Annotated in this window: 12 protein-coding genes; 4 read left to right on the forward strand and 8 right to left on the reverse strand. The window is 70.7% G+C overall.

Features of this window, described 5'->3' with window-relative positions:
• Positions 1 to 387: 387 nt before the first annotated feature.
• The 5 genes from adh to xylB all read right to left on the reverse strand — a co-directional run bounded on the left by adh (position 388) and on the right by xylB (position 7,271).
• On the reverse strand, positions 388 to 1,911 hold the full coding sequence (gene adh, locus ACWEEU_RS07955; RefSeq protein WP_451729830.1) for an aldehyde dehydrogenase: 1,524 nt from the start codon (positions 1,909 to 1,911) through the stop codon (positions 388 to 390).
• A gap of 57 nt (positions 1,912 to 1,968) precedes the next feature.
• Positions 1,969 to 3,303 (reverse strand): GAF domain-containing protein, encoded by a 1,335-nt coding sequence (locus ACWEEU_RS07960; protein ID WP_451729833.1) that lies wholly within the window; start codon positions 3,301 to 3,303, stop codon positions 1,969 to 1,971.
• Between the two features lie 79 nt (positions 3,304 to 3,382).
• A complete protein-coding gene (locus tag ACWEEU_RS07965) occupies positions 3,383 to 3,985 on the reverse strand; it encodes an N-acetylmuramoyl-L-alanine amidase (RefSeq protein WP_451729836.1) in 603 nt (200 codons plus the stop codon).
• Between the two features lie 524 nt (positions 3,986 to 4,509).
• Complete coding sequence (locus tag ACWEEU_RS07970; RefSeq protein ID WP_385744524.1) at positions 4,510 to 5,718, reverse strand: ROK family protein; 1,209 nt, start codon at positions 5,716 to 5,718, stop codon at positions 4,510 to 4,512.
• 107 nt (positions 5,719 to 5,825) lie between these two features.
• Positions 5,826 to 7,271, reverse strand: a complete 1,446-nt coding sequence (gene xylB, locus ACWEEU_RS07975; protein WP_451729840.1) for a xylulokinase — start codon at positions 7,269 to 7,271, stop codon at positions 5,826 to 5,828.
• Positions 7,272 to 7,475: 204 nt separating this feature from the next.
• Here xylB and xylA point away from each other — a divergent pair, with 204 nt between their 5' ends.
• Together xylA and ACWEEU_RS07985 are read left to right on the forward strand one after the other, a co-directional pair.
• Positions 7,476 to 8,642: a xylose isomerase gene (gene xylA, locus ACWEEU_RS07980; RefSeq protein WP_451729843.1), complete on the forward strand. Its 1,167-nt coding sequence runs from the start codon at positions 7,476 to 7,478 to the stop codon at positions 8,640 to 8,642.
• Between the two features lie 190 nt (positions 8,643 to 8,832).
• A complete protein-coding gene (locus tag ACWEEU_RS07985; protein WP_451729846.1) occupies positions 8,833 to 9,015 on the forward strand; it encodes a hypothetical protein in 183 nt (60 codons plus the stop codon).
• 115 nt (positions 9,016 to 9,130) lie between these two features.
• On the opposite strand, the gene ACWEEU_RS07990 is transcribed toward ACWEEU_RS07985, so the two are convergent.
• Both ACWEEU_RS07990 and ACWEEU_RS07995 read right to left on the reverse strand, forming a co-directional pair.
• A complete protein-coding gene (locus tag ACWEEU_RS07990; RefSeq protein ID WP_385744518.1) occupies positions 9,131 to 9,970 on the reverse strand; it encodes a hypothetical protein in 840 nt (279 codons plus the stop codon).
• A 140-nt stretch (positions 9,971 to 10,110) separates the two neighbouring features.
• Positions 10,111 to 10,410, reverse strand: a complete 300-nt coding sequence (locus ACWEEU_RS07995; protein WP_451729850.1) for a hypothetical protein — start codon at positions 10,408 to 10,410, stop codon at positions 10,111 to 10,113.
• 97 nt (positions 10,411 to 10,507) lie between these two features.
• Between ACWEEU_RS07995 and ACWEEU_RS08000 the strand changes: the two genes are divergently transcribed.
• Positions 10,508 to 11,413 carry an oxygenase MpaB family protein gene (locus ACWEEU_RS08000; protein WP_451729853.1) on the forward strand — a complete coding sequence of 302 codons (906 nt, stop codon included), beginning with the start codon at positions 10,508 to 10,510 and terminating at the stop codon, positions 11,411 to 11,413.
• A 59-nt stretch (positions 11,414 to 11,472) separates the two neighbouring features.
• Here ACWEEU_RS08000 and ACWEEU_RS08005 read toward each other — a convergent pair whose 3' ends face one another.
• Positions 11,473 to 12,072 (reverse strand): class I SAM-dependent methyltransferase, encoded by a 600-nt coding sequence (locus ACWEEU_RS08005; RefSeq protein ID WP_385744514.1) that lies wholly within the window; start codon positions 12,070 to 12,072, stop codon positions 11,473 to 11,475.
• A 174-nt stretch (positions 12,073 to 12,246) separates the two neighbouring features.
• On the opposite strand from ACWEEU_RS08005, the gene ACWEEU_RS08010 reads away from it, so the two are divergent.
• Positions 12,247 to 13,023, forward strand: coding sequence for an MHYT domain-containing protein (locus tag ACWEEU_RS08010; protein ID WP_451729857.1), 777 nt, complete (start codon positions 12,247 to 12,249; stop codon positions 13,021 to 13,023).
• The last annotated feature ends 38 nt before the right edge of the window (positions 13,024 to 13,061 follow it).

Genomic DNA, 13,061 nt, shown 5'->3' on the forward strand with positions numbered 1-13,061 from the left:
TGGTGAAACGTCCCTACGACCTGCGCCACGCCGGCATCTCGTTCTGGCTGGCCTCCGGCGTCGACCCCGCGGAGTGTGCCCGCCGGGCTGGTCAATGCATCCAGGTCCTCTTCCGCTACTACGCCAAGTTCCTGGCTGGTGCACGGAACCACGCCAACACCCTGATCGAAGACTCCATGCGGCGATGGGAGGAGGCGGCGGACGATGACGATGCGGAGAGCGTCTTAGCAGGATCTTGGCCCGGAAATGCCCCGGAACTGCTGGTCAGACCCTGGATACGGGTGGGAGATATCGGGAGTAAGGGCGTATTTCGACTCGCTGCTTAGATGTGTGCTGAGAAGGGCACCTGTCGGGCATCTGCCCTGGTCAGGTGCCCTTCTTCTGGGCCTAGAAGAAGCCCAGCTTCTTCGGCGAATACGACACGAGCATGTTCTTCGTCTGCTGGTAGTGGTCCAGCATCATTTTGTGTGTTTCGCGGCCGATGCCGGACTGCTTGTAGCCGCCGAAGGCGGCGTGGGCCGGGTAGGCGTGGTAGCAGTTGGTCCAGACGCGGCCTGCCTGGATGGTGCGGCCGGCGCGGTAGGCGGTGTTGATGTCGCGGGTCCAGACGCCGGCGCCGAGGCCGTAGAGGGTGTCGTTGGCCAGCTTCATGGCGTCGTCGAAGTCGTCGAACGACGTGACCGAGACGACCGGGCCGAAGATCTCCTCCTGGAAGATCCGCATTCGGTTGTCGCCCTCGAAGATGGTCGGCTGGACGTAGTAACCGCCCTTCAGCTCGCCGTCGTACTCGATGCGTTCGCCGCCGGTGAGCACCTTGGCGCCTTCCTGGCGGCCGATGTCCAGGTAGGAGAGGATCTTCTCCAACTGGTCGTTGGACGCCTGGGCGCCGATCATCGTGTCGGTGTCGAGGGGGTGGCCGGGCTTGATGAGGTTGGTGCGGGCGACGGCGGCCTCGATGAAGTCCGCGTAGTGACCGCGCTGGACGAGTGCGCGGGACGGACACGTGCAGATCTCGCCCTGGTTGAGGGCGAACATCGTGAAGCCCTCGAGCGCCTTGTCGCGGAAGTCGTCGTCGTGCAGCCACACGTCGTCGAAGAAGATGTTGGGCGACTTGCCGCCGAGCTCCAGGGTGACGGGCTTGATGTTCTCCGAGGCGTACTGCATGATCAGCCGGCCGGTCGTGGTCTCGCCGGTGAACGCCACCTTCGCCACGCGGGGGCTGGACGCCAGCGGCTTGCCCGCCTCCACCCCGAAGCCGTTGACGATGTTCAGCACGCCCGGCGGCAGCAGATCGGAGATCAGGCTCATCCAGAAGTGGATGGACGCCGGCGTCTGCTCGGCCGGCTTGAGGACGATCGCGTTGCCCGCGGCGAGCGCCGGGGCGAGCTTCCAGGTCGCCATGAGGAGCGGGAAGTTCCACGGGATGATCTGTGCGACCACGCCGAGCGGCTCGTGGAAGTGGTACGCCACGGTGTCGTCGTCGATCTCGCCGAGCGAGCCCTCCTGCGCGCGGATGGCACCCGCGAAGTACCGGAAGTGGTCGATCGCGAGCGGGATGTCGGCGGCCAGCGTCTCGCGGACCGGTTTGCCGTTCTCCCAGGTCTCGGCCACCGCCAGGGCCTCGAGGTTGGCCTCCATCCGGTCGGCGATCTTCAGCAGGATGTCCGAACGCTCCGTCACCGACGTACGGGCCCAGCCGGGCGCCGCCGCGTGCGCCGCGTCCAGTGCCCGCTCGACGTCCTCCGCCGTGCCGCGTGCGATCTCGGTGAACGGCTGTCCGTTGACCGGCGAGGGGTTGTCGAAGTACTGGCCGCGCGCCGGCGGGACGTACTCACCGCCGATGAAGTGGTCGTAGCGCGGCTGGTAGGAGACGATCGAGCCCTCGGAGCCGGGCATCGCGTATCGGGTCATGCTGCTCTGCCTCCCGGTGAAGTGCCGCCCGCCGTTGGACGGCTCTCGCTGAGAAAACTAGACGAGCGGACGTTGCACATATGTTGCGTTGCTGGTCGACGTGGGTGTGCGAGCCCGGGGCGGCCGCCGGACCGTAGTCGCGGGTGCGGCCAGTTCGGCCTCCAGGGCCGCGAGCCGCGCTCGTACCGGAGCCGTCGGCCGGACCGCCGCCAGCGCTCGCCACACCGGCAGATCTGCCTCGCCCCACGGAGCGTGCGCCCAGTCGGCGAGCAGATCCGGATCGCCGTGCGTGATCAGCGCCGTCCGCAGGGTGGCGGCGAGCCGTCGCCGGAGCCGCACGACCGCGGGCGCCTGCGAACCCGGCAGCAGCGGACCGCGGTAGGCACGGCACGCCGCGGTGAGCGCACCCGCCTCCAGTCTGCGTTCCACCACGGCGACATCGGATTCCACCGGGGCCGTCAGCCGGTACGGCCGTGAGGCAAGAAGACCCGGTTTCAGCAGCCTTCGCAGCCGGGCCAGTTCGGCGCGCAGGGTCACCGGCGTCACCGACTCGTCCGCGTAGAGCGCGCACAGCAGTTCGTCCCCGGTCATGCCCTCGGGGTGACGGGCCAGCAGCACGAGGATCTCGCTGTGCCGTCGGCTGAGTCGGATCCGGGGCCCGTCGCCCAGGCGGAGCTGCGCCTCGTCACGGCCCAGCGCGCTCAGGAACGGAGCGTCCGCGGCCCTGTTTGGCGGGGCGAGGAGGGCCAGGTGCGATTCGGCCGCCCGCGCCACCGCCTGCACGAAGCCCAGGCTGTGCGGATGTGCCAGCCGGTCTCCGCCGGTGATGTCCACGGCGCCGAGGACCCGCCCGGTGCGCGGATCGTGTACCGGCGCGGCCGCGCACGTCCACGGCTGCACGCGCCGTATGAAGTGCTCGGCGGAGAAGACCTGGACCGGCCGGTCCACCGCCACGGCGGTGCCGGGCGCGTTGGTTCCGACGGCGGTCTCCGACCAGCGCGCACCCGGTACGAAGTTCATCCGGTCCGCCTGACGCCGGGTCGCCGGATGCCCCTCGACCCACAGGAGTCTGCCGTGGGCGTCGCACACCGCCAGCAGATGTTCGCCGTCGACGGCGAACGTACCCAGCAGCTCTCTGAACAACGGCATCACCTGGGCCAGTGGATGCTCGGCACGATAGACGCCCAGGTCGCCGTCGGTCAGCTCCACGTTCGCCGTGCCGTCGACCCGCACACCCGCCCGCGCGCTGCGCCGCCAGGACTCCGCGACCACCGGCCGTACCCGCTGTGCCAGCGTGCCCGCCGTGGTGAACTTCTCGTGCGCCTGGCGCAGCGACCTGACCCGCTCGGCCGGGTCGGCTCCCGGTTCCAGGGCCACCCACTGATCGGTCAACTCGTCCTCCCCGGACGATGGAACGGCTGGGATCATCGTCACGCGCGCTGCCGACACGGACAACCGGCATGACGTGGGACTAGGCGAAATTGACCAGTCTGATGTAGCGGACCCAGTCCCAGTTCACCCCCGGGTCGGTGTGATCGGTGCCGGGCACCTGGTAGTGGCCGATGATGTGTTCTCTGTCTCTCGGGATGCCGTACTTGGCACAGATCGTCGCCGTCAGCCGCGCGGACTGCTCATAGAGAGCGTTGGTGAAGTAGGAGGGCTGATCCACCCAGCCCTCGTGCTCGATGCCGATGCTGCGGGTGTTGTAGTCCCAGTTGCCCGCGTGCCAGGCCACGTCGGTCTCCCGGACGCACTGGGCGACGTGACCGTCCGCGGAGCGGACGACATAGTGCGCGGACACCTGCTTCGCCGGGTTGCTGAAGACGTTCAACGCGCCGATGTAGGTCTCCTGGGTGACGTGGATGATCACACGATCGATCTTGTAGGTGGAAGGGCGCCTGGAGGCGGTGTAGTTGGCGCTGCTCGCCGGGTACCACTCCCCGTCCGGATAGTCCTTGGAGGGCTGCGCGCTCGCCGGGGGGCCGGACAGCAGCGCGTAAGGGACGGCGGCGAGTGCCGCACCCTTCAGGATGCCGCGTCGGGTGAGGTGGTGAAGTGGCCGCTCGTTGTCCATCGTCCGATGCCTTTCCGAAGGTGGGAGGTTGGGCAGCTGATCGGAAGCCGGCCATCGGAGCCGGTGCCGGATCGCGTTCCGAGGCCACGGTCGCCGCCGGTAACGCCGCACCCGCGAACAGCTCTCACGTGTGTATCCCCGCTGCGTGCGAGCAGTTCAGTGCCACGCGCGGCGGTCGGGGGGATTGGGCCTGTCGGGTTGCCCGGCGGTATGCGTCCGGCTCACAGGGGTGTGCTGCCCGGTGCGTGTCGTTCCTCGATGCCGTGTATGTGCGTTCCTCGCGCGAAATGGTCACGCCGGGCTGGTCCGGCGGTCGCGTCTCGTGTGAATCACGGTACGGCGAGGTCGAGTTGCGCAGAAGACCGTGCGACGTTTCCGTGGACTGGGCAGGTGTTGTGGACAACTCGGCCGCCTGAACGAGTGAGTTTCGGCAGACCAGCACTGGGCATCGAGCCCCGCGCCCAAGTCCCAGCAGGACTGGACGGCATCGGTCACCGCGTCTCAACGCCGCAGGAGACCCGCCGTCAGAACCGTTCCGCCACGACCGCCGGGTCGTCCAGCACCGCTCGCACCACGGCATGGGCCGCGCCGAGCAGCGGGCCCTCCGGACCGAGCGCGGACACGGTCACCGGGCACGCCGGACCGGCCGTGCGACCGCGCAACTCGGCCTCCAGGGAGGGCAGCAGCCAGGGCGAGAGACCAGCCAGGGCCCCGCCGAGGACGACCGTCTGGGGGTCGAGGAGGTTGACCGCTCCGGTCAGGGCGATCCCCAGCGCCGTACCGGCGTCGCTCAGCGCGCCGCGAACGGCCCGGTCGCCCGACGCGGCACGCTCCGCGAGCAGCCCGACCAGTTCCTCGTGCGGTTCGATCCCCGCCGCCCGCCGTACCGCCTCCTCGCCCGCGTACTGCTCCAGGCAGCCCCGGCCACCGCAGGGGCAGTCGGGCCCGTCGGGCCGGACCGGCACATGGCCCAGTTCACCCGCGAAGCCCCGCGTACCGCGCAACAGGTCTCCGTCCACGACGACCGCCGCGCCGATACCGATCTCAGCCGACACATGCAGGAAGTCGGGGGGAGTGCCGACGCCGAGCCACAACTCGGCGAGAGCGCCGAAGTTCGCCTCGTTGTCCACGGTCGGAGACAGCTCGGCGGGCAGCAGCGCGCCGAGGTCCGTGTCCTGCCAGCCGAGGTTCGGCGCGCGAACGACCGTGCGGCCGTCGCGGGCGATCAGACCGGGCACGGCCACCGCGAGCCCCGCGGCCCACAGACCGTCCCGTTCCGCCTCGGCCACGACTCGGCGGATCAGCTCCGTGAGTTCCTCCGTCACCGGTTCGGGAGCACGCCCTCGGTTGGAGCCGTGGCGCACCGCCCGGGCACGCACCCTGCCGCGCAGGTCGACGGCGCAGACGGCGAGGTGGTCCACGCCGACCTCGGCACCGATACCGGCCGGGCCGCGCCCGCTCACCGCGAGCGCCGATCCCGGGCGCCCCACGCGGCCGGGCCGCTCAGGGCCCAGTTCCTCCAGGAGTTCCCAGCGGATCAGATCGTCGACCATGGTCGAGACGGCCGCCCGGGTCAGGCCGATGTGGGAGGCGACCGCGGCCCGGGACAGCGGACCCTCCGCGCTGACGGCGTGCATGACGCGCCCCAGGTTGCGCCGGCGTATGCCGTGCTGGGTGTCCGGCAGCGCGCGCCCCTTCCTGGGCGGGCGCGCGTCGGGCAGCGGTGCGGTCATGCCTCCGTCGTTTCCTCGGTGTTCCTTTGTGCCGCGATGGTGGTCCGTCGGTTCACGGCGTCCATGGCGGGCCGCCGGTACGCGGTTTCACGGCCGAGCCGTTCCGCTCAGCCGCGTTCCGTACCCCGCTCCAGCAGCGGTGCCGCGTCGGAGAGTACCCCGGAGATCCGGGCGAGGGCGGCCTCGTCCCGCTCAACGGGGTCCAGCACCGGTCCGGCCGTCGTGTTCCAGCGCCGTGCCACCGACGCCGGGTCCTCACCGGTCAGCAGGCCCGCAGCCTGGGCGGCGGCGCCGAGCGCGACCAACTCCCTGGCCTCGGGGATCTGGACCGGACGGCCCGACAGCCTGCGTACCGTCTGCCGCCAGGCCGTGCCGCGCGCGCCGCCGCCGATCAGCAGCAGGGGAGTGGTGCGGTCGGCGTCCTGGTCGAGCACCAGGTCGAGGGCGCCGAGCAGGGAGTGGACCGCGCCGTCGTAGGCGGCCTGGAGCAGTTGACCGGCGGTCGTGTCGTGGCGCAGCCCGTGCAGCAGACCGGAGGCGTGTGGCAGGTTCGGCGTGCGCTCGCCGTCCAGATACGGGAGCACGGTGACCGAGGTGCCCGGCTCCACGGCCTCGCGGTCCAGGCCCAGCAGGGCGGCGATCCGGTCCACCGCGAGAGTGCAGTTGAGTGTGCAGGCCAGTGGCAGCCAGTCCCCGTGAGCGTCGGCGAAACCGGCGACCGTGCCGGTCGGATCGGCGGGCCGGTGCCGGGAGACGGCGTAGACCGTGCCCGAGGTGCCGAGGCTGAGCACCGGGGTGCCCGGAAGCAGTCCCAGACCGAGTGCCGCGGCCGCGTTGTCCCCCGTGCCCGGCGCTACCAGCGTTCCTTTGGAGAAGGGCAGATCATGGCTGTCGCGAACGGTGCCGGCGACTTCGCCGGGGCGCACGACGCGCGGCAGCAGTGCCGGATCGAGCCCCACGTGAGCCAGGGTCTCCTCGTCGTACGTCTCCGTCCCGGACGCCCACCAGCCGGTGCCGGAGGCGTCGCCCCGGTCGGTGGTGCCCTGACCGGTGAGGCGTTCGGTGAGGTAGTCGTGGGGGAGTCGTACAGCCTTGGTGGCGCGGACGGCCTCGGGCTCGTGTTCGGCCAGCCATGCCCACTTCGTCACCGTGAACGAGGGACCCGGCACGCTTCCGGCGCGCTCCGCCCAGGCTTCAGGACCGCCCAGTTCGTCCACGAGACGGCGGGCCTGCGGTGCCGAACGGACGTCGTTCCACAGCAGGGCGGGCCGCACCGGTTCACCCTGTCCGTCCAGCGTGACCAGGCCGTGCTGCTGGCCGCCGATGGACACGGCCGCCGCCTCGCGCGCCGCGTCGCCGCACTGGTGAAGCGCCTCGCACAGGGCCGCCCACCACTGGCGGGGATCGCTCTCCCGGCCCTCGCCGGAGGACACCGTGTGAGGCGCCTGACCGCTCGCCACCACCTCCCCGGTCGCCGCGTCGACGACCAGTGCCTTCGTGGACTGCGTGGATGTGTCCACGCCGACGACGAGCGGACCCTCGGCTGCTGACATCGGGCTCTCCTCTTCCGCGGCTCTGCGGGGCGGACGGCGAGCGGGCGGACACCGGCACGTTTCGCACGTTCGTCGAAGCCGCACGGCACCTGTCGAAGCCCGCCTCACTGTCCGAGACACCTTGTCTCTTCCCAGAGATGTGTTCGCATACTAATTTGTAAACGGCCATGACGAAATAGCCGTGTGCAGCGAAGGAGCCGCGACATGAGTTACCAGCCCACCCCCGAGGACAGGTTCACCTTCGGTCTCTGGACCGTCGGCTGGCAGGGCAAGGACCCCTTCGGCGATGCCACCCGCCGTGCCCTCGACCCGGTCGAGACGGTCCAGCGCCTGGCCGAGCTGGGCGCCCACGGGGTCACGTTCCACGACGACGACCTGATCCCGTTCGGCGCCTCGGAGACCGAGCGCGAGTCGCACGTCAAGCGCTTCCGGCAGGCGCTCGACGCCACCGGCATGAGCGTGCCGATGGCCACGACCAACCTCTTCACGCACCCGGTCTTCAAGGACGGCGGCTTCACCGCCAACGACCGCGACGTGCGCCGCTACGCCCTGCGCAAGACCATCCGCAACATCGACCTCGCCGTGGAGCTAGGCGCCCGGACCTACGTCGCCTGGGGTGGACGCGAGGGTGCCGAGTCCGGCGGGGCCAAGGACGTGCGGAACGCGCTGGACCGGATGAAGGAGGCGTTCGACCTCCTCGGCGAGTACGTCACCGCGCAGGGCTACGACATCCGCTTCGCCATCGAGCCCAAGCCGAACGAGCCGCGCGGCGACATCCTGCTCCCGACCGTCGGCCACGCCCTCGCCTTCATCGAGCGCCTGGAGCGGCCGGAGCTGTACGGCGTCAACCCCGAGGTGGGCCACGAGCAGATGGCCGGCCTCAACTTCCCGCACGGCATCGCCCAGGCGCTCTGGGCGGGCAAGCTCTTCCACATCGACCTCAACGGACAGTCGGGCATCAAGTACGACCAGGACCTGCGTTTCGGCGCCGGAGACCTCCGGTCCGCCTTCTGGCTCGTCGACCTGCTGGAGAGCGCCGGTTACGACGGCCCCCGCCACTTCGACTTCAAGCCGCCGCGGACCGAGGACCTCGACGGGGTGTGGGCGTCGGCGGCCGGCTGCATGCGCAACTACCTGATCCTGAAGGACCGCGCCGCCGCCTTCCGGGCCGATCCCGAGGTCCAGGAGGCCCTGCGCGCCTCGCGTCTCGACCAGCTCGCTCAGCCGACGGCGGCGGACGGCCTGGACGCGTTGCTTGCCGACCGCGCCGCGTTCGAGGACTTCGACGTCGAGTCCGCCGGGGCGCGCGGCATGGCCTTCGAGCGGCTGGACCAGCTGGCGATGGACCACCTGCTCGGCGCGCGGGGCTGAAGTAGCCGCACCGGGTCGGAACGCGGGTGTCTACCCGGCTTCCCGTCCTCGTAGTCCCTGATGAGCCCCCGAGATCGCGTCTCAGGGGCTCATCAGGGATGTCTCAGGGACGCAGGCCGGAACCGCGGCGCTCGTGGAGCCGTTTCCCATGCAGAGAGCGGCAGTGGCTGCGACGAAGGAGGCGGCGCTCATGTCCAGGAACGCGAAGATCGCGGTGGGTGGTCTGGCCGTCGGGCTGATCTTGCTCATATGGCTGCCCTGGTGGGTGGCACTTCTGGTCATCGTGGGAGTACCGGCAGCGGCCTATCTGGCGCTGGACCCCTCGCAGCGGCGGAGGCTGCGCCGGGTCACGCGAAAGGAGCTGGGCCGCTGACGCGAGCCGCGTCCATCCTCTCGTCGAGCCGGCCGTGGGCGGACCGGGCAGTGGAGGCCGCGCCCGCGCGGGTGGCGTGGCTCCTCCGGTGCCTTCGGGAGTGTTCGCCGTCGGATCAGTTGGGCCGGACGGCCATCTTGTCCAGCGCCTCCAACAGGCCGGGAAGCTCCGGGCCACGGCCCACCGGCAGCACCTCGCCGGGCTTCTCGTCGAGGAGGACGAAGGCTATGTCGTCGGTGCGGGCCACGATCGACCAGCCCGGACCGTCGGCGCGCAGCGTCCGGGCGTCTCCGGGGGCGAACGCCGAGCGGACCCGGCCGAGCGGCGGCGGTGAGTCGAGGTACGCGCGCGCCTCCGCCAGCACCCGTCGGACTCCCGGATGCCCGCTCTTCGGTTTGCGCTCCTCGGAGGGGGGCGCGGACTCCGTCTCTTCCGTCGAGTCGTCCGGCGCGGCGAAGACACCGCCGCGCAACTTGTTCCGCCATGTCGCCCACTGGAGCGCGATCTCGTCGGCTCCGAGACGCCGCTGCGCCGGTCCCCAGACCGTCGCGTCGGGCGGGACGAGCGGCTCCATGCCGCCGTCCTCCGGGGACGGGTCGTGCGGTGCGGGCACATCGGGTGCCGCGACGGCGACGGCGAGCGGCCACCCGGGCAGCGCCGCCACGATCGTCCGCTCGTCCGGCGAGAGGTCGTACTCCATACCGCAGTCCCAGGACGCGATGGCGACGGCGACCAGCGACACGTCGTCGATCACCGCCGTCCAGCGAGCCCCCTCGCCGTCCTGGCCGAGGACCAGTCCGTACCCGTCGGCGCATGGCGCCAGTCCCAGCGCCGCGCACGCCTCCGGATAGTCGTCACCCAGCACGCTGGGGAACTGCGCCGGTGTCAGCAGCACCGCCGTGAGTACGAACAGCGCGTCGCTGGAGGTGACGGTTTCCTCGTCCGTCCCGGCCATCTCAGCCTCCCCAGTGGTTCGTCCGTGGCGCGCACCCTAGTGGGAGCGGGAGAGGGTTGTCACGAGTACGCGCACCACCCGGAGCTGCGGTTTTCCGCCCGGACGGGGGCGAATCGGCCCCTGTCCGTCACCGCCGTCTTTCACACCGCGGGCAGGCCGAGGAGATCACGGGCGACCGCACGGGGAGATGTGGACCGTTCCCGGGCGAGGGTGACGACGGCACGACACGCCAGCTCGTTGACCCCGAAGGACAGCGCCTCCGGCGACACCCAGGCCGATGCCTCGTCCATCCCGTCCTGATCGTCCTCGGCGCGCGCCGCCACATAGGCGGCCGCCGCCTCGAACAAGTTGGGGGTGCGCCGCGCGGGCCTCCGCACGGGCTTCACCTGTGAGGAGGTGCTGTGGAACTTGGTCACGTACCTGCGGATCGTGTCGAACATGCGAACCGCCTTTCCCCTGACCGGGGTAGTCGCCGATCGAGCATCTGCCGCTGCCCACCGTAGAGTTGGAGATTCAACGGCAGAAGGGGACAGGTCAGTGAAACGGTTCGCGCGGCTCCAGGAGATCCGGCGGCTGGACCCCGTCGCCGACGCCCACGAGATCTACCGGCTCAGCGCTGCGTTCGAATTCCCCTGGGACTACACCCGCGCCCTGGAACTGGCCCTGTTCCGCACCTACGCCGTCCCGAGCATCGGACGCCTGCTGGCGGAGACGGCTGAGCTGACCGACCGCACGCAGAAGCGGTACGACGACACCTCGCTGCTCCTCGACGCCGTCATGGAACACGGCTTCGCCGCCGAACAGGCCCGTACCGCGATCCGCCGCATCAACCAGATGCACCGCGCCTACGACATCAGCGACGAGGACATGCGCTACGTCCTGTCCACCTTCGTCGTGATGCCCCGGCGCTGGATCGACGCCTACGGCTGGCGACGCCTGTCCCGGCACGAGGTCGTCGCCACCACCGAGTACTACCGCACCTTCGGCCGGCACCTGGGCATCCCCGGCATCCCGGAGAGCTACGAGGAGTTCGAGGCCCTGCTCGACGCCTACGAAGCGGCCCACTTCGCCTGGGACGAGCGATCCCGGCAGGTCTCCGACGCCACCCTCGACCTGATGACGTCCTGGTACCCCGGCCCTCTCGCACCCCTGCTGCGCACGGCCACGCTCGCGCTGCTGGACGAGCCGCTGCTGCGCGCCTTCCGCTACGAAGCGCCCGGTGAGGCGACAACCGCGCTCGTGCGCCGTGTCGTGCGGGCGCGTGGCCGCCTGGTCCGGCTGCTGCCACCGCGCAGCGCCCCGCACTTCGCCCGCCAGAACTGGGAGGTCAGAAGCTACCCGGACGGGTATCGCACCGCCGAGCTGGGAACCTGGCCCGTGCCGGGGCTGGGCGGCTGCCCGGTACGGCACACGCCCACTCCGGCGGCCGACGCATCGGAGTGAACGGAGGCCGCGCGGGGGGTGGTTGTCGCCGCGTCACCCCCCGGGCGCCCCGTCGTGCCTCAGGACTCGCGTACCGCCAGGGCCAGGAAGTGGTCGTCCTGGTCGACGTACGACGCCATGCGCCAGCCCGAACCGGCGAGCAGCGGCCCCAGATTGGCCTCGGCGCGCAGATCGGCCGGGGTGAGTTCTCGCCCCTGGCGTGCCGCCAGCGCCGCCCGGCCGATGGGGTGGAACAGCGCCAGCAGCCCGCCCGGCCGCACCACACGGGCCAGCTCCCGCAGATTCTCGGCAGGATCCGGCAAGTGCGCGAGCAGCCCCGCCGCGAAGACGGCGTCCAACGACTCCGAGCGCAGCGGCAGCGCGACGACATCGGCGAGCAGCAGTGCCGCGTCGCGGTTCCGGCCCGCGTCCACCGCGGCCTGGAGCATCGCCGGGGTCAGATCGGCCCCGATCACCGTCCCTTCCGACCCGACGGCGGACCGCAGGAACGGCAGCGCGCGCCCCGTACCACAGCCCGCGTCCAGTACGCGGTCGCCCTCGCGCAACCCGAGGTCGGCCACCGCCGCCTCATAGGCGGGTCCGTCGTCGGGGAACTTGCTGTCCCAGCCGGCCGCCCGGGCGCCGAAGAACTCCTGGACGTGTGTGTGGTCGTCACTCATGTTCCGCATGATCTCTCACCGGAATCGATGACGCCGCCGCGCGCCTGATCGAGCACGATAGGACCCGTTCATCGCAACTCTGCGTCATGGTGCGACCGCGTTTGCGTCATGTTGTGACACCTTTCGAAACGCGCCCCCTGCGCACGCCCCCGCTGCGGCTAGCGTCCGTGAGCCATGGGACATATGGACCACGCCGCCTTCGGGTGGCTGACCCCCGCACTGTCGTACGCGATGGCCTGCACAGGTGCCGCGCTCGGCCTGCGCTGCACCGTGCGCGCGCTCGCCACCACCGGACGGGCGCGCCGCAACTGGCTCGTCACGGCCGCCTCAGCGATCGGCACCGGCATCTGGACCATGCACTTCGTGGCCATGCTCGGCTTCCGGGTGAGCGGCACCGACATCCGATACGACGTACCCCTGACCATTCTCAGCCTCGTCGTCGCCATGGTCGTCGTGTGCGCCGGTGTCTTCGCCGTCGGCTACAGCAAGGACCGCAACCGAGCGCTCCTGCTCGGCGGCCTCACCACAGGTCTGGGCGTCGCCGCCATGCACTACCTCGGCATGGCAGCGGTGAGGCTGCATGGGCACGTGGCCTACGACCCCGCCCTGGTCGGACTCTCGGTGGTGATCGCCGTCGTGGCCGCGACCGCGGCGCTGTGGGCCGGCCTCAACATCAAGTCGCCCCTCGCGGTGACGCTGGCCTCCCTCGTCATGGGCGCGGCCGTCAGCAGCATGCACTACAGCGGGATGTTCGCCGTGAGCGTGCGGGTCGATCCGTCGGGCGCGCCGCTGCCCGGAGCGACGGCGATGCAGTTCATCTTCCCGCTCGCCGTCGGCCTCGGCTCCTACCTGTTCATCACCTCGGCCTTCGTGGCCCTCTCACCCACGGCCGACGAGCGCGCGGCGTCCGCCACCGCCCAACAACGGCCCGTCGAGAGCGCCGCCCGCTAGCGGGAGCGCCGCCCCGACAATGCCGAACCACGTCCCGA

The sequence above is a fragment of the Streptomyces sp. NPDC005004 genome, assembly GCF_053600675.1.